23 protein-coding genes are annotated in these 25,424 nt (G+C 38.7%); 3 read left to right on the top strand and 20 right to left on the bottom strand.

Going from position 1 to position 25,424, the window contains the following annotated elements; genetic code table 11:
- Positions 1-331: 331 nt before the first annotated feature.
- The 9 genes from IGK77_RS02770 to IGK77_RS02730 all read right to left on the bottom strand — a co-directional run bounded on the left by IGK77_RS02770 (position 332) and on the right by IGK77_RS02730 (position 13,110).
- A complete protein-coding gene (locus IGK77_RS02770) occupies positions 332-817 on the bottom strand; it encodes a glycosyl-4,4'-diaponeurosporenoate acyltransferase (RefSeq protein WP_074801627.1) in 486 nt (161 codons plus the stop codon).
- A gap of 9 nt (positions 818-826) precedes the next feature.
- A complete protein-coding gene (locus IGK77_RS02765; RefSeq protein ID WP_081355950.1) occupies positions 827-1,906 on the bottom strand; it encodes a glycosyltransferase in 1,080 nt (359 codons plus the stop codon).
- A 15-nt stretch (positions 1,907-1,921) separates the two neighbouring features.
- Complete coding sequence (locus IGK77_RS02760) at positions 1,922-3,418, bottom strand: phytoene desaturase family protein (protein ID WP_074801631.1); 1,497 nt, start codon at positions 3,416-3,418, stop codon at positions 1,922-1,924.
- Positions 3,419-3,678: 260 nt separating this feature from the next.
- Positions 3,679-5,208, bottom strand: coding sequence for a cardiolipin synthase (gene cls / locus IGK77_RS02755; protein WP_074801633.1), 1,530 nt, complete (start codon positions 5,206-5,208; stop codon positions 3,679-3,681).
- Between the two features lie 358 nt (positions 5,209-5,566).
- Positions 5,567-8,995: a WxL domain-containing protein gene (locus IGK77_RS02750; protein ID WP_074801636.1), complete on the bottom strand. Its 3,429-nt coding sequence runs from the start codon at positions 8,993-8,995 to the stop codon at positions 5,567-5,569.
- Between the two features lie 5 nt (positions 8,996-9,000).
- Complete coding sequence (locus IGK77_RS02745; protein ID WP_438712917.1) at positions 9,001-10,068, bottom strand: DUF916 and DUF3324 domain-containing protein; 1,068 nt, start codon at positions 10,066-10,068, stop codon at positions 9,001-9,003.
- A 129-nt stretch (positions 10,069-10,197) separates the two neighbouring features.
- Positions 10,198-11,010: a WxL domain-containing protein gene (locus IGK77_RS02740; RefSeq protein ID WP_074801648.1), complete on the bottom strand. Its 813-nt coding sequence runs from the start codon at positions 11,008-11,010 to the stop codon at positions 10,198-10,200.
- A gap of 18 nt (positions 11,011-11,028) precedes the next feature.
- A complete protein-coding gene (locus IGK77_RS02735) occupies positions 11,029-11,382 on the bottom strand; it encodes an LPXTG cell wall anchor domain-containing protein (protein ID WP_074801651.1) in 354 nt (117 codons plus the stop codon).
- 249 nt (positions 11,383-11,631) lie between these two features.
- Positions 11,632-13,110, bottom strand: coding sequence for a helix-turn-helix domain-containing protein (locus tag IGK77_RS02730; protein WP_074801654.1), 1,479 nt, complete (start codon positions 13,108-13,110; stop codon positions 11,632-11,634).
- Positions 13,111-13,312: 202 nt separating this feature from the next.
- On the opposite strand from IGK77_RS02730, the gene IGK77_RS02725 reads away from it, so the two are divergent.
- The 3 genes from IGK77_RS02725 to IGK77_RS02715 all read left to right on the top strand — a co-directional run bounded on the left by IGK77_RS02725 (position 13,313) and on the right by IGK77_RS02715 (position 16,271).
- Complete coding sequence (locus tag IGK77_RS02725; protein ID WP_010736298.1) at positions 13,313-13,609, top strand: ArsR/SmtB family transcription factor; 297 nt, start codon at positions 13,313-13,315, stop codon at positions 13,607-13,609.
- Positions 13,610-13,685: 76 nt separating this feature from the next.
- Positions 13,686-15,056, top strand: coding sequence for an aldehyde dehydrogenase (locus IGK77_RS02720; RefSeq protein ID WP_074801657.1), 1,371 nt, complete (start codon positions 13,686-13,688; stop codon positions 15,054-15,056).
- Positions 15,057-15,068: 12 nt separating this feature from the next.
- Positions 15,069-16,271 (top strand): NADH:flavin oxidoreductase/NADH oxidase family protein, encoded by a 1,203-nt coding sequence (locus IGK77_RS02715; protein WP_074801661.1) that lies wholly within the window; start codon positions 15,069-15,071, stop codon positions 16,269-16,271.
- Between the two features lie 145 nt (positions 16,272-16,416).
- On the opposite strand, the gene IGK77_RS02710 is transcribed toward IGK77_RS02715, so the two are convergent.
- The 11 genes from IGK77_RS02710 to lacD form a co-directional block, all read right to left on the bottom strand.
- Entirely contained in the window at positions 16,417-16,551 is a 135-nt protein-coding gene (locus IGK77_RS02710) for a hypothetical protein (protein ID WP_081355952.1), read from the bottom strand.
- A 45-nt stretch (positions 16,552-16,596) separates the two neighbouring features.
- Entirely contained in the window at positions 16,597-17,199 is a 603-nt protein-coding gene (locus IGK77_RS02705) for a hypothetical protein (protein ID WP_074801665.1), read from the bottom strand.
- Positions 17,200-17,816: 617 nt separating this feature from the next.
- Positions 17,817-18,653, bottom strand: coding sequence for a tyrosine-protein phosphatase (locus tag IGK77_RS02700; RefSeq protein ID WP_081355953.1), 837 nt, complete (start codon positions 18,651-18,653; stop codon positions 17,817-17,819).
- Complete coding sequence (locus IGK77_RS02695; RefSeq protein WP_074801669.1) at positions 18,623-19,591, bottom strand: dimethylarginine dimethylaminohydrolase family protein; 969 nt, start codon at positions 19,589-19,591, stop codon at positions 18,623-18,625. Before IGK77_RS02695 ends, IGK77_RS02700 begins: the two co-directional genes overlap by 31 nt.
- Before the next feature lie 32 nt (positions 19,592-19,623).
- Positions 19,624-19,908 (bottom strand): hypothetical protein, encoded by a 285-nt coding sequence (locus tag IGK77_RS02690; RefSeq protein ID WP_074801671.1) that lies wholly within the window; start codon positions 19,906-19,908, stop codon positions 19,624-19,626.
- 281 nt (positions 19,909-20,189) lie between these two features.
- Positions 20,190-21,620 carry a glycoside hydrolase family 1 protein gene (locus tag IGK77_RS02685; RefSeq protein WP_074801674.1) on the bottom strand — a complete coding sequence of 477 codons (1,431 nt, stop codon included), beginning with the start codon at positions 21,618-21,620 and terminating at the stop codon, positions 20,190-20,192.
- A gap of 173 nt (positions 21,621-21,793) precedes the next feature.
- Positions 21,794-22,195, bottom strand: coding sequence for a PTS sugar transporter subunit IIA (locus IGK77_RS02680; RefSeq protein ID WP_074801677.1), 402 nt, complete (start codon positions 22,193-22,195; stop codon positions 21,794-21,796).
- 13 nt (positions 22,196-22,208) lie between these two features.
- The gene (locus IGK77_RS02675; protein WP_074801680.1) at positions 22,209-23,018 is read right to left on the bottom strand and encodes a PTS system mannose/fructose/sorbose family transporter subunit IID; all 810 of its coding nucleotides are present in this window, start codon (positions 23,016-23,018) and stop codon (positions 22,209-22,211) included.
- Positions 23,005-23,895: a PTS mannose/fructose/sorbose/N-acetylgalactosamine transporter subunit IIC gene (locus tag IGK77_RS02670; RefSeq protein WP_062805684.1), complete on the bottom strand. Its 891-nt coding sequence runs from the start codon at positions 23,893-23,895 to the stop codon at positions 23,005-23,007. The genes IGK77_RS02675 and IGK77_RS02670 overlap by 14 nt, the downstream gene beginning before the upstream one ends.
- A gap of 13 nt (positions 23,896-23,908) precedes the next feature.
- Entirely contained in the window at positions 23,909-24,388 is a 480-nt protein-coding gene (locus tag IGK77_RS02665; protein WP_074801682.1) for a PTS system mannose/fructose/N-acetylgalactosamine-transporter subunit IIB, read from the bottom strand.
- A gap of 57 nt (positions 24,389-24,445) precedes the next feature.
- Positions 24,446-25,423: a tagatose-bisphosphate aldolase gene (gene lacD, locus IGK77_RS02660; RefSeq protein WP_074801685.1), complete on the bottom strand. Its 978-nt coding sequence runs from the start codon at positions 25,421-25,423 to the stop codon at positions 24,446-24,448.
- Between the last annotated feature and the right edge of the window lies 1 nt (position 25,424).

Raw genomic sequence — 25,424 nt, 5'->3', positions numbered from 1 at the left:
CTACATTTTGAATCACTAACTTTGCACAAAAGACAGTTTGTGAGATTCTGATAAAAGTGTTAAGCTCCGCTAAAAAGCACCAAAACCCCACAATTATTCATCAATGGATTTTGGTGCTTGTTTATGTAGTATTCACTTCTAGAAAACCATTTATTCGTTTTTAGAAAGAGATAGACCGAATGACCAGACCTTTTCAACTTAACATGGAATAAACGCTGCGAATCGAAGAAACCATTATCGACATAAAGAGGGACCCACAAAAATTTGAAAAGCAATTTTGTAGGTTCCGCCTTATTTCTCAGAGCTAAACCGATTGCGCCCCAACTAAATGCTATTTTTTTACTTTTTTTAGGACTCGTTCCAATCGTGGCCGATTATAGCGTTGGATCATAATGAATGGGACATTGACAAGAAGCGCATAAAAAACCATGACCCACCCCGCCCATTTTGGATTCCACAAAAAGAAAAGGAACGCTGGCGTGATCAATAGCCAATGCGTCAGCTCTGCTCTTTGTGTTTCGATGATGAATTTCTTCAGTGCGGCGGAATCAGTCTTACCAAGCCTAGATTTATCGAATCCTCGCTTAGCAATCACAGTACCATCTGGCAGCTTATCTTTCCATTTTTTTATCCGAAATTTTTTCTCCCAAATCACTCCTTGCTTTTCAAAAGAAAAGGAACGAAACCAACGACGCTTTCTTTCAAAAAATGAGTCAGCGATTTGGCGGACACCGTAAGAAATACCTAAATGGAAAATAAACCAGGCAAGAATGTCAAGCATCACTAATACTCCAGTGGTCAAATGGATCAGTGGCATAAAAACCTCCTAAAGTTTGATTTTTCTTCCTTTCCAAGTCACTGATTTCAAAAGATAGGTTTGGATCAACGACCACAAAAACAAGAAAAGAAAGAAGATAAAAAAGAACGGAAAAACGAACAAGAAAATCGGCTTGAAATTTCCTACACGTTTGGCAAATACAAGACATTGGAGCACATACAGGCAATAGATGACCAGTACAAGCGGCCATTGTGCCATACCAAAAGCCAACACCGTACCAACTCCGCCACTTATCCAGAGGATGACTCCTAACAAAATAAAGGGATTGGTTGCTCTAGAAGCTGTGGCAAAATCCTTTGTCCATCCTTGGATCAATTGCTTGAAACCTTCAGGATACATGCGAAAAGCAATCAACTCTTTCCCACCATATAAATGGATGGGGAATCCTGCCTTTTGAAACCGTTTGGCTAAAGCCATGTCATCTAAGATCCCACTAGGTATATCTTTATGCCCATCGACTTGGAAGTAATCGGTTTTCGAGCATAAGATACACGGCCCGAACGCCCCCGCTGCTTTTAATTTTTCACCTAGCACAGAAAAAGTATTCAACCCTACCAGAATGACCACATTGAAAACAAACGAGAGCTGTTCATAAAAGCGAACAGTTTGATGAAACGGTTGAAGCGACAGCAAGCCACTATTCCCTCTTTTTTCGTATTCATTCAATAGTCTTTCCAAACTATTGTCTGTCTGAAAAAATGTATCTGCATCTAAAAATAAGAAATGCTCACTTTGGGCCTTTGTTGCACCTAACCAACAAGCAGCCGCCTTTCCATGCTGTTCACGATCATTTGAGAAAACTGTTGCATCTAAGTTTTTGGCGATTTCTGCTGTACCGTCAGTGGAAGCATCATCCACGACGATGATTTCTCGTGGTTGGATCGTTTGCCTTTGGATCGATTGTAGCAATTTGGGGAGCGTATTTGCTTCGTTACGTACAGGAATAATAATTGAAACATTTGTGTCAAAACGTTTTGCAGAGGTTAGGTTTGTGATGAATGGCAGTCGATAAAAGATACACCAACCTGAAAGCCAAGCGACAAAAAGGACGATCATTATTAGTAACAAAATAAGCCTTCCTTCCTATACATCCGCTTCTCTTCGGGCAATCTTGTCACTCACTTGTTGCCCACTCAAAGTGACCATTGGCATACCGGCACCTGGATTGACTGTCCCACCCACAAAGTATAAGTTGTCATAGCGTTCACTATGTTTTGCATGTTTGAACCCATGATTTTTCTTGCGATCAGATACAGTCCCATAGATTGCTCCACGATGGGATAAATAATTTTTTTGGATATCTTCCGGGGTCCAACGATTTTCATAGACAATATGTTTTCTCAAATCCGTTAACCCCATCGTTTCTAATTTGATCAAGATACGCTCCCGAAAGGCATCGTATTCTGCCTCTGTAAATGGTTGATCTTGTAAATAAGGGATGTGCGGTAAAATCTTGATGTTCTCATGTCCTTCGATGGTTTGAGAAGGATCAGTCTTATTGACATTCACAAGATAGATCGTTGGGTCGTCTGGCAACTGATGCTGATGGAAGTTTTGATCAAAGTTTTCTTTAGAAGCATTCGAAAAGAAAAAATTATGATGGGCTAATTGTGGGTATTCTTTATTAACACCTAGATGCAAGACAAAACCTGAACTTGCGGGTTCAAATTTCTTTTCTAACTTCTCTGTAAACGCTGGTTTTTCATCTAATAATTGTTCATAAGCTGGGATCACTTCCATATTCGAAACAAAATAATCTGCTTCGATCACCGTCCCATCCGCTAGTCGTGCCGAACGGATCTGTTCATCCACTACATTTAGTTTTTCAACCTGACAGCCAGTATGGAACGCTACGCCGAGCTCTTTCCCAAGGTTGACGATTCCTTCAGCAATTTTATGCATCCCGCCCGGAACATACCAAATTCCTTGCTCATGCTGCATATAACTCATCATATTTAAAACCGCTGGCGCATCATAAGGAGAGGAACCGACATATTTGCTGAAATACCCTAAGATATCTTGCATTTTTGGATGACTCACACGTTTAGCGATTCCATCATGCATCGAAGAAAAATAATCAAACCCTTTCAACGCTTTGATCACACCATGTTCTTTTAAAATCTCCATTGTCGAATCAAGCCCTTTGTCAAAATAACCGACTTCTGTGGCCCCATAGATTTCCTTCGCATAGTCTAAAAAATCTTGATACTCCATCATGTCTTTTGCAGTCAGCAAAGGATTTTCTTGGGCCATTTTCGTTAAATCACTGTATAGATCAATCGTTGTGTGATCAGGAAAAAAAGAACGCCACTGCAAATCTAACCGTTCGATCGGAATGTAATCTGCCATCTGTTTGCCACTCGTGAGAAACAGTTTTTCAAAAATTTGGGGCATCGTCAAAATCGATGGACCTAGATCAAAGCCAAACCCATTTGCTTCTAAACGGTTCAATTTCCCCCCTAAATGATCGTTCTTTTCATATAGCGATACGTCGAATCCTTCTTGGGCTAAGGAAACTGCTGCAGACAAACCACCAAGTCCACCTCCCAGAACAATGACTGATTTCTGTTTATTTTTCACAAAATCACCTCTTACTTTCTAAGTCTCAAAGCACATTTTCACAGATGCAAACTCGTATGATCCAACTGTAAAAAAACACTCTATATCTATCTCTATAGTAGCATATCTCTAAAAAAACTTATTTTATTGCGCATTGTATTGTTATAAAACAATAAGAAAGGATAAAAGAAAAAACAGAAGAAACAAACACGTAAGAAACGCTTTGTCTATTCTGTCTTATGCTAATGGCAACTTCTTATGCGCTGATTCCGTTGCTTCTATCAAAGTATCGGCACAAACAAGCCACTGATCTTCTCTTTGATTTTCGTCCATGCACTTCGCCGTTGCCATTCGTCTTTTTTGACCTTTTCAGCGTGGGCTAAATCTTCTGTAAAATGGACGTTCAATTCATCGATCGTTTTTGATGGACCATAAATGAACATTGACAGTTCATGATTGAGATAAAAACTGCGAATATCAAAATTAGTTGATCCAATCGTTGCGACCACATCATCAACGATCATGTATTTACAATGGATAAATGCAGTCGTATCGTAGATCGACACTTCAACTCCTGCCGATAACAAATCATCAATAAACGAGTTCGTCCCATGAAATGAAATCCCGCGATCGCCTTTTCCTGGTATGATCAATTGCACGTTGATCCCACAGCGAGCTGCTCGTCTAAGCGCCCCAAGTGTTTCTTCATCTGGAATAAAGTAAGGCATAGCAATCTTGATCGAATCAACTGCTTTACCAATCAAGTCATTGAAAGAGTCTTTGATGATCCTCTCCTGATCATACGGCCCTCCGTAAACAACCTGTACGATTTCTGAACCTTTTGGTTGTTCCGTTTGTAAGGGAAAATACAGCTCTTGCTGGTTGATGAAATAAGTGATTGTTTCCGTCCCTTCATCGAGAAATAACCAATCATAAACGAAACATTCCTGCAACTCGAGTACAGAAGGCCCTTCGATTCGAACATTCGTATCCCGCCAATAAGAAAACTTTTTCCCGCGTCCACTATACTCATTCCCGATATTCATACCACCAGTGTGTGCAATTTCCCCATCGATCACAACGATTTTCCGATGATTGCGCCAATTGGCTTTGTTACTCAGCCACGGTGAATTCAATAGATCATAGGTTCTTACCTCTACACCATTTTCTCGCATCGTATCTAATAATCGATTCGGGAAAGCAATTGATCCGACACTGTCATACATAAAACGTACTTTGATTCCCTGTCGAGCTTTTTCGATCAAAGCAGCAACTAGTTCTTCGCCAGTTTCATCCCCTTTTATAATATAAAAGAAAACATGGACATGATGTGTTGCCTGTTTGATATCTTGCACCAATGAAGCAAAAGCATCCGTTCCTTCTTTTAACAATGTCAATTGATTGTCTTTTGTGGGATACTTTGCGGAAAGATGGAAAATTTCTTTGGAAAGATCGTGCTTGGCATGAATGATTTCTGAATGTTCCTGAAGAATCTTGGACACCGTTTCTTGTATGTTTCGTTCGTTCTCTAGTTGCTGTTTCGATAACTTGCGTAATCGTGGCTCACGACCAATCAGATAGTACAGCATGATCCCAACGATCGGTAAAAATAATAACGCTAAGATCCAAGCGATTTTAGAGGTTGCTTCTCTTTGATCAAAAATCACTAAATAGCCACAAAGAAGAAAGGCAAACATTTCCACGATCAACCACGCATAAATGATTTGATTCAAAAAAATAATCAGCGAAACAGCTACAAGAATCAATAATATCAATAATATTTTGTATTGTTGCAATTTATTCTTTATCATATTTATCTCCATATTCGCTTGCTTCGTTTTTTTTTACTTCTTTTTCTGTGCCGATCAACGTTAATGGTGACAGCACACCTTATATAGATTATATACGTTATAGTTACTCTAGTGTAAAGGGATCTCTCGTTTTCTTCCCACTTTTTACAGAAAGTTTTCTACTATATAATAGTACTTTTCCCCCTCAGTTTTAAGAGAATGAAAGAAATGAGATAATATTCGTCCTCTCACACTCTCTAAAACTTAGTAAATGTATTCAAAAAAGAATGTTAGCAAAAATAAGCCAGAAACCCTAAAAATCTTGGGGTTTTCTGGCTTATTTTTCGAAACTGTATATGGCTGTCACAACTCTTTTTCTTTATTGATTTTCTGGAACACTACTTAATTCCCATGTTAACGACGTTGTATATTGCTCAGCTTCTGGATACGCTCCTTTCGGTACATAGAGACCAACACTCTTATCTGCCGATTCTTGATCACCAAACCGATAGATCCACGTGCCAGTTCCAGATTCCTTATCTGCCTGTAATAAGATTTGTTTCGTATTTGGTAAAATCCTCTGCATGGATTCTTCCTGTAGCTCAGGCGCAGTTCCGCTTTGTGCTGTCGCCAATTGTTGATTACTCAATTGGATTTCCGAACCAATCAATTCATGACCATTTTGATTACTGAATTGTCCATTCTGGGTAACCGATAATTGCCAGCCACTTCGCTCATTGTCCGGTCGACGATCACTGATTTGAACATAATTTGGTCGCTCTTCGTTCTCTTTCACTGTCCCATCTTCATTCAACAATCGTTGAGGTTGGGCATAATAGGTTTGTTCATGAACAGAAATAGCTTGTGAGCCAAAATTGAAGGACGAAATAAAGTCAATACTTAGTTGCCCTTGATCTTCTGGCAATTCTGGTTTATTTTCAGGTTTCACTTCTAATTCTGGATCCAAAGGATCTACCGGTGAGAAAGGTCCTACATCCTCAACGATTAATGTCGTAGCCGGTTCAAAAGTTACATCGTGAAATGTTAAGTCAGCAGCTGGGTTGATATTTCCACGTGCGTTATTGGTTTCTGGCGGATTGATCACACCTGCGGCTTCTGCCGAGCCTTCCGCATCTCTTAGAAAGACCTGAATCTCATCGTCTTCTTTTAAAGTTAAGTCAGATAAATCCAGGATAAAGTTACCCTCGTTGTCTACCGTTACATCAGAAGTGTCAAAGATTTGTCCATTATGAGTTGCGGTTATTTCAACCTCTTTGTTTTCAACATATCCCTGAACATGTGTTGCTGTTTTTCCGATGGTATTCAAAGGAAACTCCACTGGTTTTGGTGGGATAATTGGAAAGACGACAACACTATCTATTTTGATATCGTCCGGTAAACTTGGAACTCCAACTTCACCAACACCGCGAAAAGCAGATAGAACGCTAATCCGATCTCCCTCATTTAAAAGATCCGGTAATTTTATTTCAAATATCCCCTCTCTATCTGCTTCACCATAGATACTATCTACTTTAGTAACTGCTCTATGTGTTTCTTTTTCTCCAGTAAGTCGTTCAATTTCTATCTCTAGTTCTACCTCGCCTTCAAACGCTGATCTATAGTCATTCCCTTCCGGAATACTTACATGACCAAAAATAGACTTATCTGCATTGGTAGGAACTCTTAATTCATCTACAACAGCACGTGCGTTATTTGCACTAATTCTACTATATGCAGTCATTCCAGCCGGTCCAAAAGTACTTGTATTAAATGATTCCGGATCGCTAGTCTTTCTAATAGTATTAAAATTGCTTCCCGTTAATTCAAAATCAATCATATTCCAATACTTTTCTGCTTCAAGATCAAAATTAGAACCATTAGCCCATGCTGCAAAATTAGAATTTTTCAAATCAAATATAGAGGATGCCGATACACTGTATATATTGCCTCCGTTTGGACGTGTATTTTTAAAATCAAAAAAAAGTGGATTATCAATAGTTATATTACTAACTGAACCATTAAATATTGCACCTGATGCAGTGCTCGATCTTCCAATTGCTGTAAAACTAGTTCCTTCCCTAACATTGATTTCCATCGAACTGTTTCCACCAATAGCAGGTCCAAAATCAGAGACAATATTTACTTCTGTTCCCACGCCACTCAAATCAAACACTCCACCATCATTAGCAAATTCTATCCCTTGATTCGCCGAATTATTAGGTGATCCGTTTCCACCATTGTACATTTGTAATTTACTATTTCCTTTTACAAAGAATTGACCATCCGCACGAAATCTTACTGCCGGAGCAGCTCCTTCTTCAGCCTCAATAATAACAGTACTATTATTATCTATATCAAATCGAGAACCTCGGCTTGCAGCCCCATAAAATCTAACTGTTGCATCATTTCCATTAAGAAGAGAAGAGTAAAGTTCCATTTTAGAGCCATTGTCTACCAAAATTCTTGAATTCGTAGCAGTATCATAAAGAAGCGCACTAGTTTGAGGGGCTTCTATTTTCAAAGATGCTCCATTGTTAACCTCAATAAGCGATTCATTTGAATCTAGTCTGATAACCCCTCCGTATCTACCAGAGCTTGTTGAAGTTGTATTAATAGAAACTGTAGTGTCTTCATCCGTAATTTGAACTACCGGTAATACGCCTGAAATTTGTGCTAACTTTGCTTGCAGGTCCATACTTACTTTACTTCCATTTCGAGCAAAAAATTTATTGACTCGGAAGACAGCATCATCACGCGCATTCATAGTCGACCTATAAGTATTTTCGCCACCTATATATCCTGCCTTTGCATTCGGTGCATTAACTAAACCAGATACATTCCCACTTCCTGTATGAACATTTTCAAAATTTAATGTCCATCTTTGACTGTTGGCTGCTGTACCTGTAAAAATTGCTGTAGTTCCCGGTTTTGTTATTGTTATATTTTTTAAAGTAATTGTCGTCTCTACGCTCACTGCTCCAAGTGTGAATCCAGCAGTATTATTGGCAAAATTTATCGACCATCCTTGTCCGTCAATTTCTATATTTCTGTTGATCGTTCCTGCCGCTCCAGCGTTTCTGACTATGTCGTTTTCCAAAATAATTTTTTGTACATCATCGTTACTTATGGCTTTTTGAAATTCTTCCCATGTTGAAACACTTACGAAAGGCTCTTTCTCCTTTGTTTGTTGATCCTGCGGAGCTTCTTCGGATGTCTGATCATCCTCTTGATTTTCTTCTATTATATGTTCTCCCTCTTTTGATTCCTTTTGTCCGCCTAGCTCCTCATCAGGGGAGTCACTTTCTTCAGCTGGAAGTCCATCACTGATCGCTTCTGGCTCACTGATTTTTAGCTGAGTCGTCGTTTCTTCCACAGACAGTTCATAGTTTCCTGTCTTGTCAAATACCAAAGGAAGGACAAACGTATTTTGCGCATGTTTTGACTGAACGATCCATTCATGAGGCTGCTCTCCTTGTTCGATTGAAATCCCTGACGACAATTGGTCTTGGATAAGCGTTGCTTCCTCTGGTAAGACCACTCGTGCCTCTGACACTTCTTGATCAGAAAAGAACGTCACTTGTAGCGGAACTTTTATCGTTCCTTGCAATTGAGATTGAGAAAAGAAAAAGTTAGGATTACTGGATAGTTCTTTTAAGGAGTTTTGGATAGCAGGACGTTCCATTGGCTCATGTTCCACATTGTCCATCGTGGTTTCTGCGTAGACCATGCCGATCGGTATAATTACTGTTTGTATCACTAAAATTGTCGTCCCTAAAAAAAGCATCGTTCTTCTTAATCTTGAGGGCATTGTATTCACTCCTTCTCATTACTCTTATTCGGTTGCTCTTTTTTTCTTTTATGGATTAGGTAAAGAATTATTCCAAGCAATAAAACAAGTAACATGATTGAACCAATCATCCACCAATTAATACTCGTATCGACCATAACATCCGCACGATTCAATGCTCGTGCTTCATCTGCTTCGATCGTAAAGGTTCTTTCCCATTGCCATTCGTCTTCCCCAGAACGCGCCGTCATTTTCAATACGTAGTCACCACTGCGAAAACGATCACCTTCCAAAGAAATCGGGAAATTAAAATTCGAATTTGGTGCCATTTGCATCTGTTCTTGACTGGCTTGGTATAAAATCTCTTCTTCGCCCACTTTTTGAACCGTAGCTTCGACTTCTAAGCGATTCACGAAGGTCGGGGTGAAGTTTTGTAGATTCGCACTGATCACATTGCGATAGTTGAGTTGGTCAGCAAAAACATCTAACAACTCTAAATCCGGTTGTACAGCATCTTGTTTGTTGCTCACAACCACACCGATGATATACGCAAACTCATTTTGGATGGCGACACCTTCTTCATTACTCGTTTCTTCTGTTGCTTCTTCTTTGACTTCTGACACTCGTAATCCACCCGCTAATAATCCTTCAAATTCTTCTGTAGGCATGTTCAAGTCAAGCGTAACGGTCTTTGTTTCATTTCCAGCAAGCTCAATGATTTCTGGTTGTTCAATCAACTCAGCCAACGAATGTTTGAGCGTTGGATCTGCTTCTTCCGCATCTTGTCCATATTCTACGACCCCCATCACGTTGGTATAAGCAGTATGTGGCGTGATTTTGATTTTCTTTGCCTCTGCGTTTGCGTTTTGTAGTTTCAACGTTAGCTTTTCTGTCGTGTCTGGTGCAAGATTTAATTGAAAATAACGATCATTTCCTGATTTTTGATTTTCTGAGAACTCAGGCGTTACATAAAAATTCAACGTTCCTTCTTCCGCTCCAACCAACATGGGAGCCATCAGGCTGACAACCATGACGAGTAATACGATTCCCACTTGTTGGATTTTATTTTTTCGATATGTACTTGTCTTTTTCATAAACTTACCCCTTTCTTTAAAGGAGGTAGCGCTACAAAATTGTAACGCTACCACATTCACTTCTATAAACTAAAATCGGTTGCTTCTTAATGATTATGATTCGTTATGTTACTCATATTTTTTATCTTGTTAATTTACACCACTAACATCAGGTGTATTGGATAATTCCCAAGTCAATGTTGATTTATATTGTGTCGCATCTTTTGCTGTAGAACCAGGAACAAACAATTGGATCGCATTATTTGTTACTACTTCAACTTCATCGTTCGCCTCTTGTGCATCTAGGTCTGCTTGGTTCCCCCAAACAACTGAAGATACCCCTGCGCCTTTTTCTTTTTCTGCTGTCATCACGGATACCGCAGAAGCATTTGGTATTAATTTCATTCCAGCTGGATGAGCTACTGGCGCATTACTAGCCGTGCTTCCTTCATACTGGATTCTTGGATCCAACAATGAAATTTCTGCACCGAGCAATGTATCATTTGTTGTATTCGTTGCTTTAAAGTCGGTCATGCGTACTTGCAGATTCCAACCAGCATTCGTTCCACGGACATCTTGTACTTGTGCAAAACTGACATAAGGGACTTTGTTTTCTTCACCAGTTGTTCCCTTTTTTTGTTGTTTTTCTGCAACCATATTGTATGTTCGATCTTGATTTGAAATGACTTGTGAACCGAAATCCATTGTGACAGCTTTCATGATCGATAAAGGTCCAGTTGTTCCTGGCACTTCAGGCTCAATCTCGACATCTGGTTCTTTTACTGGCGGAACAACGACTAGCTCTTCATCTTCATTTGGTGTAAATTCAATCGTTCCATTAGTTGTTACATTACGCACTTCTTTTGATGTGTCTGTGGAACCATCTTCTGCAAATACAGTCATACCTCCGGCAAAAACTGTTGATGATAAGGCTGCAATTGTTGCTAATCTCACTAATTTCATTTATACACGTCCTACTTTCTATGATTGTTTTTTCTTTTTGTATTTCCAAAACCAAAAACTAAGTGTCACTATCACAAGAAAAACCCCTAAAATTATCCAACTACTCATTTGTTGTGCATTCGTTTTTGGCAATCTTCTGTGACTGGCATCTCTCTCCTCTGACGGTTGTTGAGCGATTTCTTTTGGGAAATCTGGTTTGATTTCGACTTCTGGCGCTGGTACTGGATCTCCAGGCATTTCATACACGCCTGTAAAACCGACTGTCCCCTCTGTTTCAACCGATCGAACCTCTGTCCCGTATACAACCAACGGTGCATAACATTGAATAAGTAACATACTCAGGCTTAGTATGTATTTTTTTTTACGATTCATTTCCCTCCTCCTATAACCTTTCTCACATAATAGTAATTATCATTACTTTCTGCATAAATAAGATTAACGTAGCGCAAAAAGAAAAGAAATTCATATTTTTCACTAACTAGTGAAGTGGCTTGTTCCTACTTTCACTATGTGACTTTGATAGATTCGCTCTTTTAGTTGCACAACAAAAAATCGATGAAGAACCGCGGAGATCAGTTAATCTCTTTAGTTACTTCATCGATTAATGTCGTTTTTTACTTCTTACAGCATACTATTGAGTAAAGGATTCAACTGAGTAAAAATGTTGACCCAATCATTTCTATTAGGGACTCGATTGATCAACAAATAGTCCTTGTTCAACTGGTAATCCAATAAATAAGGACGATAATTCGTTACGATCAAATCAACATGCTCAACGTTCAAACGTTCTTCTGTTAATTCATGTAACGGAACAAACAGCACATGATGCTGCTTCGACAACAGTTGATTGGCTTGGACTTTGATCAACTGAACGAGTAAATGATTACCTTCCAAAAGAAACAACACTGTTTTCTTGGGTGAATAATAAGAGAACAAGATTTCTGTATACATCGTTAAACTTGCTATGATATCTTCTAAATATTTCTCTGAGAAAGACAGCAATGATTGGTTTTCATGAATAAATTGTCGATTTTTCTCATAGGCTAAACCATAGAGATCTTTGATGATAATAATTTCTTCACTTAACAATTTATTCAGTATTGGTGCCATTTCATTATTGATTTTCCTCCCCAGAAAAAAGGCAGAAAGAAAGGTGGATAATATGGGATCAGTCTTTCGGTCGATGTTGAATAATTGGAAGTAAGATTCAATCACTGGTTCTATTTCAGGCCACTGATTATACTTCTCCAAAAAGACAGTCTCTTGCTCGATATGATCAATTGTTCGTTTGCTGATTATGATCAAAAAAAGCCAAATGATTTCATCTTGGTGGATCGAAATACCATACTCTTTTTTGATCAGTGGAATCAATTCGGACATCAATAAAAAATCTGTCTCATTGCTAAAATCGATCTCTTTTATCCTACGAGGTAAAGAGATGATATGCCCATTCTTATTTCTGATCATCGTGATATACAAACAGTAATAAAATCCTGTGACCATGATCCCTGTTCCTATCTCATACTTACCAAGACGCTCACCTAACTTATCCAAAAACATTTGGTGGATACTTTCCGGGGGATAGACCGTATACGGTGTTGGTTCTCCTTCATAAAAAAAATCAAAAAAAAACTTGCGGATATTTCCTTCTTTTCCCACAAGGTCCACTGGTTTTAAGCTAAGTGAAAGCTGATATTCTTTTAAAACCTCTTTGATTTGAGCGACTGATCGTAGCATCGTACTTTCTGAATAATTATAGCGATCAGCTAATTCTCCGACAGATACTAGTTCTCCATAAAAAATGTCACTGATAATTTCAAACCAAATCTCCGATTGTAACAATGCTTCTTTGTCTTCATGATACAGTCGTCGATTTTTTTCTTTAAAAAAATAGCCAGTGGTATTTGACTCAAAAATCGCACTCTCTTCAAAGTAATTTTTCAGTTCACTGACATCTTTTAGGATCGTCCGTTTAGAAACACCAAGTTGCTGTGACAATCCGACAATCGTAAACATATTCTGTTGTTCGATCACATTTAAAATCCGCATCCACCTTTCTGTAATCGTATTTGTAATAAATTTTAACTGTAACTCTCGCATTTTTCACACCTCTTTTGCTTTTTATACCTATTCTTAAAAAAAAATAGATTGTAAACATGTATATCAAAAATTATGTGAAAATACTAATAATAAATAAGTGAATAAACTAAAAAATAACATGCTTATGATGACTTCCTATAACAAGTTGACAAGTTTAAACATATTATGTTACACTTGAATTAACAAATTGAAGGAGGTCACTATGCGAGAAACATTTTTAGCGTTATTACGCGATTCCACGCCCCTATTTACGACATTACAAGAAGAAAATCGTCAAGAAATCGTCAGTTTGCTAGTAGAAAAAGGTGGTTTAAGTGTGACAGAAATCACAGAAGAAATGTCTATTTCTCGCCCCGCTATTTCTCATCATTTAAAGTTGCTTTTACAAGCAGGGATTGTGTATGTCGAAAAACGTGGCAAAGAGCGGATCTATTATTTAGATGTTGCTTGTATCAAACGTAACTTGAAAGGATTTATGCAACTATTAGAAAAAATATAAAAAGGCTTCGGCCTTTCTTTTTAAATAAATAGGTTCATAAGTTCGAACATATAAATATATTAAAAGGAGAAAACGGATGATCAACCAACTTTTACAGGATCAACAACATTTTTTTGAAACAGGAAAAACAAAATCAATCGACTTTCGATTAGCCCAATTAATCAAACTGAAACAGGCGATGCAAGAAATAGAGATTGAATTGACACAAGCATTATTCAAAGATTTGCGAAAACCAGCACACGAAGCATATGTCACTGAAATTGGTGTTGTCTATCAAAGTATTTCTGAGATGATCAAAAAATTAAAGAAATACGCCAAGCGAAAAACCGTTCATACACCGATTTATATGTGGGGGAAAAGTTATCTTGAGTATGAACCTTATGGACAAGTGTTGATCATTGCTCCTTTCAATTACCCTTTTCATTTAGCTATTGAGCCACTGATTGGGGCAATTGCTGCAGGGAATACGGTGATTTTGAAGCCAAGCGAATTAGCACCAAATGTGGCTAAAGTTCTGACAAAGTTGATTCATTCAACTTTTGACAAAACATACATTGCCTCGGTCGAAGGTGGTGTGGACGTAACGACTGAATTACTCGCACAAAGATTCGACTATATTTTCTTCACTGGTAGCGTTCCTGTCGGAAAGATCGTGATGAAAGCTGCTGCCAAACACTTGACTCCTGTCACTTTAGAATTAGGTGGAAAAAGTCCCGCGATCGTTGATGATACTGCTAATTTAAAAGTAGCAGCAAAGCGCATCGTTTGGGGAAAATTGCAGAACAACGGACAAACTTGTATTGCGCCAGATTATGTTTTAGTGTCCCGTAAACGAAAAGACACATTGATCAAAGAAATGATTATTGCCACGAAAGAATTTTATGGTTCTGATATCCGAAATAACACAGACTATGGCAGGATCATCAATGATCGCCATTTTATCCGATTGCAACAGATGTTAGAAGCTGACCACTCCTTTGTCGTATTTGGTGGTGAAACAGATCGGGAAGATTTATATATTGAACCCACCATTTTAGATTTACCTAGTCATGATGCCGCAACGATGCAAGAAGAAATCTTTGGGCCGATCTTACCAATCTTGACTTTTGATACCATCGATGATGCGGTTTCTCAAGTTAAACAGTATGAAAAACCTTTAGCACTATATCTATTTACAACATCGAATTGGAAACAAGAACAGCTCATGGCCGCTATTTCATCAGGAAATGTGACGGTCAATGATGTTCTGAAACATGTAGCCAATCCTCATTTACCTTTCGGTGGTGTAGGAGAATCTGGTATCGGTGGCTATCACGGAAAATATAGTTTTCTTACCTTTTCTCATCAAAAAGGAGTCTATGAAAATCGTTCAACCTTCAACGTTCCTGGATTATTCCCACCTTATTCAAATCGGTCGTTGAAACTTTTAAAAAAAATACTGAAATAAAAGGAGAATTCAATGCTATTATCAGAAATCACTTTACCAAATCAAACAATCTTAAAAAATCGAATCGTCAAATCTGCAATGAGTGAAACACTTGCCGACAAAGAAAATAACCCAACTGAAAAACATATTCATCTTTATCACCGTTGGGCTCAAGGCGGTAGTGGACTTTTAATTTCAGGAAATGTCATGGTCGATCGTGATCATTTAGGTGAACCTGGAAATGTTGTTATAGATGAAAATACAGATAAATCAATTTTAAAAGCCTGGGCCAAAGCTGGAACAGAAAACCATACAAAATTTATTTTACAAATCAATCATCCCGGCAAACAGTCACCCAAAACAATGAACTCACAACCGGTTGCACCTACTGCTCAACCAATAGGTGAAGAACTTCAAGGATTTTTTAATCCTCCAAGAGAACTAACTACTAAAGAGATCAAAACACTGGTGGAACAATTTGTCACAGTTGGTAAAATAGCGGAAGAATCTGGTTTTTCTGGAGTACAGATCCATGGTGCACACGGCTATCTCATCAACCAATTTCTTTCTCCAGCAGATAATCAGCGAACCGACCAATACGGTGGTTCTTTGGAAAATCGGATGCGTTTCCTTCTTGAGATCTACCAAGGGCTAAGAGAAGCCACTACACCGGAATTTATTGTTGGTTTAAAACTTAATTCCACAGATTTTACTGCTCAAGGGTTTAGTGAAGAAGACTCGCGTCAAGTTATTTTAAAAATGGCGGAACTAGGGATCGATTTTGTTGAGATTTCTGGTGGCAATTACGAAAAAACAAAATTCATGGAGGTTGGGAAAGGGGCATTTTTCCTTGATTTTGCTAAAGATATCCAACAGCAAGTGACAACCCCAATCATTCTAACTGGTGGACTGACACAACCAGAAACAATGGAAGAAGTAATCACTAAAGAAAAAATTGCAATGGTTGGACTAGCACGAGCACTAGCAATGAATCCAGAGTTGCCAAATCAACTAGCAGAAGGACATGCTCAAGCCATTCAGTTACCACGTCTAACGACACATCTGAAAAATCTCGACAAAAAAGCTGGGAGCATTATTAGTCTTTCTTATTATGAACAACAAATGAATCGCTTAGCGACTGGTAAAGAAGCTAAATTTACAACCAACGCTTGGTCACCGCTTCTTGATGCAATGTTTAGACATGGTCTAAACAGTCTAAAACCAAGACGCAGATGATAGTTGCTAGTCAATTAACAAAAAGAAAATCCGTTCGACTTTCTGTTTCTTAGTCGAACGGATCTTTTTTTGATGTAACACAGAAGAGCTTGTTAGTTACCTCATAAACAGACTATCTGATCAATAAGAAGATGATATTTTTCAGCTATTCTTTTTGACCAGATAACATGAAAGAGCAAACCGATGAGATTCGATAAAACAGACTGTTCATATTCGTTACATTTCTTGTATCAAAATGACTCACATCTATTTCTCTTAAATTGCGCATCTGGGTAAACATACGTTCATATTTGTTACTTGACTCGTATCTAAATACTCCATTCCTTCAATTGTTTGGACATTTCGTAAATTTTCCAAAAAATCCTTGGTTATGTTCCCCCTGCTCAGCATTCGATAAGACACTATTTCTTGTTCCAATCAAACTTCCCCGTAATTCGATCCTGCCCGTGATAACGATGCTGTTGATCATTTCTTGATTCGCGGACGTATGATTAAAATAATCCATCGCTCCATATCGACCACCAACATTATTTTCCTCATCGAAGATGCCAGAACCTAGAGTCAGTGTCCCAGAAGCATCGACTGTCCATGGAATCGTTCCTAGTTGACCAGATTCAACGGCTGCAGGATCAAACCCTTCAGTCTCATTAACAAACGCTTCTACATCGCTTTGTTCAATAGTCCACTCAGGCGCTTCTATAAGTTCAGTACTTATCTCCGCTCCCTCATAGAGCCTATCATTTTCAATTTCTTCAAATTGAGAAAACTCTTCTGTCCCGTTTTCTTGCGGAATATTATTAAAATGGAACACATCGTCTTTTAAAACCAATTCGTCATTGCTATGTGCTTCTGGTGATTCCTTCGATTCTACGTGAATCGCAATTACTTGCCCAACTGGCAAAAGCATCATCACAACATTGAAAATCAAAAGTTGTTTTTTTCACAAACCTTTCTTTCTCATGTAGCCACCCACCCTAACTCTATATAAGTGAAAGAATTTGTCATTAATAGCTTATAGCCTACTCAAAAAAACAATATATCTTAATCATGTATCTAATCTCTCAGCTATTAATAAAAAAGCTCTCTTTTTTTCAACAATATATCACCTCATTTAATCTTAATTCATTTATTGTTTTTTTCTAATGTAGAAAAATTACTGTACTAACGCTTATTTCCCTAATATAAAAGAATGATTAAGTAAAAATAAAATAACATTCGAAAGAAAATATAAAAACAGCTCAAATCCTTACTTAGAATAAACTAAAAGCAAAAATTACATTATACTAAAAATCACATCTTTATAACCCTTAAGACAATGTGATGCACAACCTGAGATCCACTTCAATTCCCCTAAAAAAAGATATTTATTCCTCAAAATAAACCGAATCCCTTTTCAACTGTTCTCTTGAGTATTGGAAGACAAAAAAACTGACCTAATTTCTTAGATCAGCAAGTCTATCGATACAGTTGATTATAATATGATTGTTTTCTTACATTTTTTGAAAAATCAATGTTTTAACTTTCGGAGTAATGAAAAATAGCAACTCAACCTTTAAGAAATTGATTATTCATTGCCTGTAAACTTAATTGGTCGATAGCCAGGACTTGTTTCAAATAGGTTTGGATCGACCCGTATTCCTGTTCTACCACTTGATAAAAACGGTCCAAGTAACTGCTGTCCACATTCAACGCAACATCTAAAGCAGCTAGATTCCCCTCATTCAAGTGGACTTTTTTTGCTTGCGCCAAAATCATCGCATTTTCTTTTTTACGTAGTTCATTCGTACGTAGATAATCGACATAGATTGCCTTGCGAGGAACGTCTAATGACTCTAATATTAGCAAGGCTGCGATTCCCGTTCGATCTTTCCCAGCAAAACAATGAAATAAAAGGCTTTCCTCTTGATCCATAGTAAGTACTTCTTGGAAGAAACGAGCATACCCTTTCTGCGAAGTCGGATTCAAGGCGATATCTTCATATATTTTTGTCATATAGTTCGTGGCTTTTTCAGGGGAGCCGATCTTCACAAAATCTTCCAGCCCAGCGCCTTCGTCTGCCACATCTTTCATGATGTCGATATGGATATATTTCGTCTGTGGAACCGTTTTATCTGGTCGAGCCTGAATTTCATCTTCACCGCGTAAATCAACGATTTTACTTAAACGATAGGTGGTTTCTAAATGTCTAGCATCTTCTTCTGTCAAACTAGATAGTTCACCTGAACGCAAGAAAACATTTGTTAAAACTTCTTTGCCATTTCTATTTTTGATGCCACCGATATCGCGAAAATTTGTGATTTTTACCATTTCTGCAATGACCTTCCTTTTCCCATATTTAGGATCGTTTCCACTTAGTTCCTCAGAAGCGGTTGCGTACTGCATCTGAAAGAACCACCAAAGATCCTTGTCAATTTATAGTCAATATACTCGACTGTGATCCCTCGTTTCTCTAATTCTTCACCAATAAAAGTAAATTCTGGATCTGTGATATACGTTGTCTCGTTGATCGGCAGTCCGTTCGTCGCCAATCGAGAGGCTTGTGCTAAAGACACCTCTACCCGATCCCAATGGTTTAATTGTTCTGGGATACCATTTAGGAACGCTTCTTCACACACGACCATCAATCCATCTTTGACAAGGCTTAACGCGCAGTCTAAATGCAGGATCGTCGGATGAAGTGGCACTTCGATCACTTTGTAGCCAAATCGTTTAACTAGATTTCTTAACCATTCAATACCAAGAGTATTGGATGCTAACCCTGAGTTACCTGCAAAAATCGTTTTTCCTAATACTAAAACATCTCCACCTTCTAAGAAAGGCCCTTGTTCTGAATCGATACCTTGCGAAATATCTGGCTTAGGAATAGAAAAATACAAGCAGTCATTCTCATTCGATTCATTCATGAGTATCTCACGAATTGGTAGAATCTCATTTCTGCGGTGTGGGAGCTTCAATGAACCTTCAATCAATAGATCCCCAATCGTAAAAAAGGGGTCTCTGGTGAAAAAGTTACTGTAGCCATACTCTAGCCCTAGTTCTTTTTCAAAAGAGGTCAACTTTCTTGGTAAAAGGACTTCTACCCCATATTTTTCTAGTACTTTTTGTAAATTCTTCCGTTCGACTTCCCAAGCTTTTTGTTGTTCTGGGAAAACTTCACTAAAGTCTTTGCCTATCACTTCAGGCCCACTAAATAACTCATGGTTTTCTTCTGTCAAGAAATCGACACCGGTTAATTCTTTCGTAGGAAAGCCAAATTCAGACTGTGCTAAAACAACCCGCTTTAGTGGTGCAAACTCGCTTTTCACAAAAATATGATCCATCGTTTCTGCTCCTCCTCGATTTGTTCGAATTTTTATAGAAAATAACAGGCAAGACCAACCAAAAATACTAAAACAATCAAAGCAACCATTGGTTCGACCCATGTTTTTTTCGAAGAAAGAAAGACATTTTCCTTATTTTTAACAAATCCCCAACCATACTTTCTAGGGAGTTGCACTTCTAATATCGTCCCGCCTGATAAAGGTAAGAGTGCCACTTTATATCTGGATTTTGCAAATAAAAACAACGACATAAAATAAAGACCGAACTGGATGATTTTGATCAATCGAATGATTTGGATATTTTTGATTTTTCTCACTATTTCTCTCCTTCTATCCTAGCGGTTATCGTCTAACAATAACACCCTTTCTCTTTTTCTTAGGATATTTTTTAATTATTTGGTTAAAAGAGCGTCCTATTCCGTTACCTCTGCTCCCCAACCCCCACTATCTGCCAGAAGCAACTTTTTTTACTATAACATGAGTTGACTTCGTCTAGATCAAACCGATCATAATCGTTGGTTTTGGACTCATAACCTACAAAATCTCTCACTAAATAGCCCACATCCAGTCGATTGGAGGTGGGCTATTTTCTACCGAATTATTTCATTTCTACGCTTTCACCATTTGTCGCAATCACTTTTTGATACCAGTAAAATGATTTTTTAGGCGAGCGAGCCAACGTTCCGTTACCCTCGTCATCTCGGTCGACATAGATAAAGCCGTATCGTTTACTCATTTCACCAGTTCCTGCACTGATCAAATCAATACAGCCCCAAGAAGTATAACCAATCAAGTCCACGCCATCATCGATTGCTTTCCCCATTTCTTGGACATGTTGGGCGAGATAATCGATCCGGTAGTCATCATGGATCGAGCCATCTGGTTCAATTTTATCGACAGCTCCAAGTCCATTTTCTACGACCATCAATGGGATTTCGTAGCGCGAATAAATCTGATTCAACGTATACCTTAGACCAACTGCATCAACTTGCCAGCCCCATTCGCTTGTTTCAAGATACTCATTAGCCACCCCACCAAATAAATTGCCGCCACTTTTATCTGACCGAGTATTTAGATCATCTGCAATACACGTACTCATGTAATAACTAAACGTATAATAATCGACAACGCCTTCCTTCAAGAGTGCCAAATCCTCTTCTGTGATGTCCACTTCGATTTTTTCTTTTTCAAAGTAGCGTTTCATGTAATAAGGATAGGCTCCTTTGACTTGGACATCGCCACAGAAATAATTTAAACGGTCATTCATTTGTTGCGTCTTCAACACATCTAATGGATGACAGGTTTTAGGGTACATCGTGATATACGCCAACATACAGCCGATCTGAAAATCAGGATTGATTTTATGTCCAGCAATCACCGCTCGAGCAGAAGCAAGGAAGACATTGTGTAAGGCTTGATATTTTTCTGTTTCCGTATAAGTTCGATTGAATAATCCATTGATTTGTTTGCCATGTTCTAAGACACCAAAATTGATTTCATTGAAGGTCAACCAGTATTTCACTTTGTTTTTGTAACGTTCAAAAAGTGTCGTTGCATAGCGTTCGTAACAGTCGATCGTTCGTTTGTCTAAAAATCCGTCATATGTTTTTCCCAAATGAAACGGCAACTCAAAATGCGAGATCGTCACGATCGGTTCGATCCCATATTTATGTAGCTCATCAAACACTGCATCATAAAATTTCAATCCGTCCTCATTTGGCTGCTCTTCGTCACCGTTAGGAAAAATCCGTGTCCATGCAATCGATAAACGATAGGCTTTAAATCCCATTTCCGCAAATAATGCGATATCTTCTTTGTAGCGATGATAAAAATCAATCGCTGTATGGCTCGGATAGTAATACTTGGTTTCATCGATCACCAAATCAAATGTGCGCCGTTCCCCCATCTCCCGATTGCCTGCACGATTGTGATCGCTGATCGAATCTCCTTTACCATTGACATCCCATGCTCCTTCACATTGATTCGCCGCTGTTGCGCCACCCCATAAAAAATTCTTTGGAAAACTCATCAGTCATTGCCCCTTTTCAGTTTGGTATGATAGTCTTACAGTTATTTTATTATTGAGTATAAAAAAAGACCCAATCAACCACCTAAAGGCCGTTGATCAGGTCTAGCTTAACTGAATAATCACTATCCTATCTAAAAAGATACTATTTTTTGTAAACGTTGTCAAACATTGATTTATTCGTCCTCTTCAGCCAATGCAGCAATTACTTGGTTCACATTCAGAATATTCTCTGCACCAGAACGAACATATTCCGGCGATGTTCCGACCATTTGACTATTGATAAACTCGATGACCATTGGCATATTCATGCCCGCATATAATTCGATCGCTTCGCCTTCCATGATCAATTGGACAATAGTATTGGCTGGCGTCCCGCCCATCAAGTCACAAAAAACAACATAGTCTTCCAACGAAGAAACCACCGCAAGAAATTTTTCTTTGAAATCCTCTGTTCCTTCTTCGGGCAATAAAGGCACTGTATGAATATGAGCTTGCGGTCCCATGATCATTTCGGTACTTGCCTTTAGTCCTTCACAAAGTTGTCCGTGACTGACAAGAACTAACTGTTTGCTCATTTTCAACACTCTCCTATTTTGAGATCACACCTAAAGCGGATAAAACGACACAGATGATCAAGACGATAAAAATTGCTCTGGTGGAGGTCATATTCTTTTTGCCTAATAACCAATAGACACCGCCAACGATCGCAGCTGGTAATAATTTAGGCAGGATCATATCAATATTATTTTGCATGTTCATCGTCACATCACCAATGCTCGGCGCCCAGGAAACTTGCACATTCACCATTGTAGCAACTAATGCACCGACCATAAACACCCCTAACAAGGTTGCGGCATCTGTGAGCGCTGTTAATCGTGATTGCATCGTGGTCACTAAAGAAATCCCTTCTTTGTAAGCAAATTGCAATTGTTTCCAACGAAAAACCATGACTACGATTTGGGCAACGATCCAGATAAAAATACCTGCGGGGTTCCCATTGATCGCCATATTGGCGGCTAATGCCCCAAAAATGGTCGGAATCAATGCGGCGAAAATGGAATCGCCAATCGCGGCGAAAGGTCCCATCAATCCAGCTTTCATCCCAGAGACAGTTTCTTTTGAGGCAATACCTTCTTTTTCTTCAATCGCTAAATCGATCCCAGTAATGATCGTATTGAAAAAGTTTGAGGTATTGAAAAACTGTGTATGGGTCTTCATTATTTCTTTTAATTCCGGCGTATCATCTCCGTAGATTTTTCGCAATTGTGGCAGGATCGTATAGAGATAGCCTGAACCTTGCATCCGCTCATAATTCCAGCCTAATTGGAAGGTCAACAAGCTTCGGCGGTTGATTTGTGTAAAGTCTTCTTTCGTTAACTTGTAATTAGATTTCGTCATCTTCGATTTCTCCTTCCTCAGAGGTTGTATGGGGACTTGCTACTTGCTGGTTTTCTGTTCGTTGATTGTTTTTATAGCTGATCGCTGCTAAAGAGAAACCGATCATTGCTACTGCCAGCATCGGTAATGAATTGAAGGTTGCCGGCAAATCTTTGACGACACTTGCGACACTCGTGCCAAGCAACTGGACATTTGAGAACAACGTTGCTAATAAGGCAGTGATCGTAAAACCTAAAATCAGATAAGGAAAATGTTTCTTGACTGGTAAATAGCGTAGTAAAATAGCAAAACCGACTGCTGGTAATACCGCTCCTGCGACAGATAAGCCATCTCCTAACCATTTCAAATCGCCATTTAGTACAGCGACGACGTTTTCGACTAATCCGCCACCAAATGCTAAGGCTAAAAAGACGGGGATCAAACGTGACAAGGACCAAGGAAGAGCACCTAATAAATAATTGCGTTCAATTGCTTTATAATTCATTGTTTCAACATGTTGATCGATACGATGAGCGAAGTACGTATTCGCAAATCGAGCTAAAATATCCAATTGGATCATTAAACTAGCGACAGGAACTGCAATAGCCGCAATTGCCTGTTCTGGATTCATCCCTAATGAGATGGAAAAAGCAGTTGCTAGTATCGTTCCGGAGTTTGCATCGATCCTTGAAGCACCGCCAAATGTCCCAACACCTAGAACGGTCAATTGCATACTACCACCGATAATTAAACCAGCTTGTAAATCCCCCATGACTAATCCGGTGAACAAACCGGCAAAAACGGGGGCACTCATTGAGGAATAAATTTGTAGTTCATCTAAAATCTGATAACCTGCATATAAAGATAATAATAAGATTTGCCACCATTGAATGGACATCTACTTAACCCCCTTATTTATTCAAAAGACTCATAAAATCTTCTGACTTATCACTTGGTACCATTTGTGCGGTCAAATGGACCCCACGCGCATTTAACTGTTTGAAATCCTCAATATCCTTTTCCACCACATTGATCGATTTGGTGATTGATCTGGTTTCATTTGTCTGAGACATATTCCCTACATTGACTTCCTTGATCGGCACGCCTCGTTCAACAAGTTTCAACAATCGATCAGGTTTTTTTGCGACGATCAGTAAACGTTGGGAATCGTACTTGCCAGCGAGAATATTCTCTGCGGATTTTTCAATTGGTAAGACACTTAACTTTACTCCTGCTGGTGTGGCTAATTTCAAGCCACTTTTTTCTACTGTATTCATTGCGACCTCATCATCTACAACTAATATCCGAGTAATCGACAACTTCGTTACCCAAAGATTCGCGACTTGTCCATGGATCAAACGTCCATCGATTCTTACACCAATAATTGCCATTGTTCATTCTCCTTTACAAATAAATTGTTCATTCTAAAAATAAAGGTAACGCTTACATTATTCGCCTGTTTTTTGATACCAAGGTGTCGCTGTCTGATTGATTACTTGATTCAAGTTCTCAATATTCTGTCTACCTTGTGTCCGTAACCATTTGACGGCTCCTTCTTTCCCAGCATCTACATAAGCTTTGACGCCATCTTTCCAAGTCGCTCTTCCGCACAAGACCCCATTGAAGGTGGAACCTGACGCATGAGCAAAGACTAGCGTTTGTTGGAATAATTCAGAAGATACACCCGCACTCAAGAAAATGAATGGCAAGTGAGTCGCCTCGCTTTGCGCCTTGAAAAAGTCAGCTGCTTCTTTTTGACTATAGACGATTTCCTTGTCACCAAAACCTTCGACAAAGTTCATATTGACTGGTACTTCGACTTTCAAAACATCTACTTGGTAACGAGGCTTTGAAAATTCTCTCATCATTTCAATCACTTTATGCGGTTTAACCTTTGCATACTCATGTGAAGCGCTATCATTTGATTTGGCATCATAAGAGAGCAGTTCTAAATAAAACGGTCGATCCTCTCCTGCACATTCACTTCCTAGACGTTCAATAAAGACATGTTTCAAATGATTGATTTTTGGATCTTCATCAACGTCATAATAAAGTAAAAATTTCACTGCATCGGCTTGTTCTTCTTTTAATCTCAAGGAAGACCAGTCTCCTAATAGATCTGGTAACCGTCCAGGAGTTGATACGTCATAACCCGTTTTTTCATACGCCAAGAGCAAACCAGCGGATCGATCACGTACTTTGGCAGCGGGCAAACCATATTCAGGATCTAATAAAATAGCTGAAGCATAAGGCGTCAACTCACTAGAAACCAACGCTTTGAACTCAATCAATTGTTCATCTGTGGGTGTTTCTCCTAAAGCCGACAGCATTTTCTTCAATGCACCCCGCTGATCGATTGCTAATGCACTGATGATGCCGTCTTTTGTTGCTAAATGTTCCATCGCTTTTTTCTTGTTTGGTGTCATT

It is taken from the genome of Enterococcus sp. DIV0806c (assembly GCF_051710905.1).
In the GTDB taxonomy this organism is placed as follows: Bacteria; Bacillota; Bacilli; order Lactobacillales; family Enterococcaceae; genus Enterococcus_B; species Enterococcus_B mundtii.
This window is presented reverse-complemented; position numbering and strand designations above follow the sequence as displayed.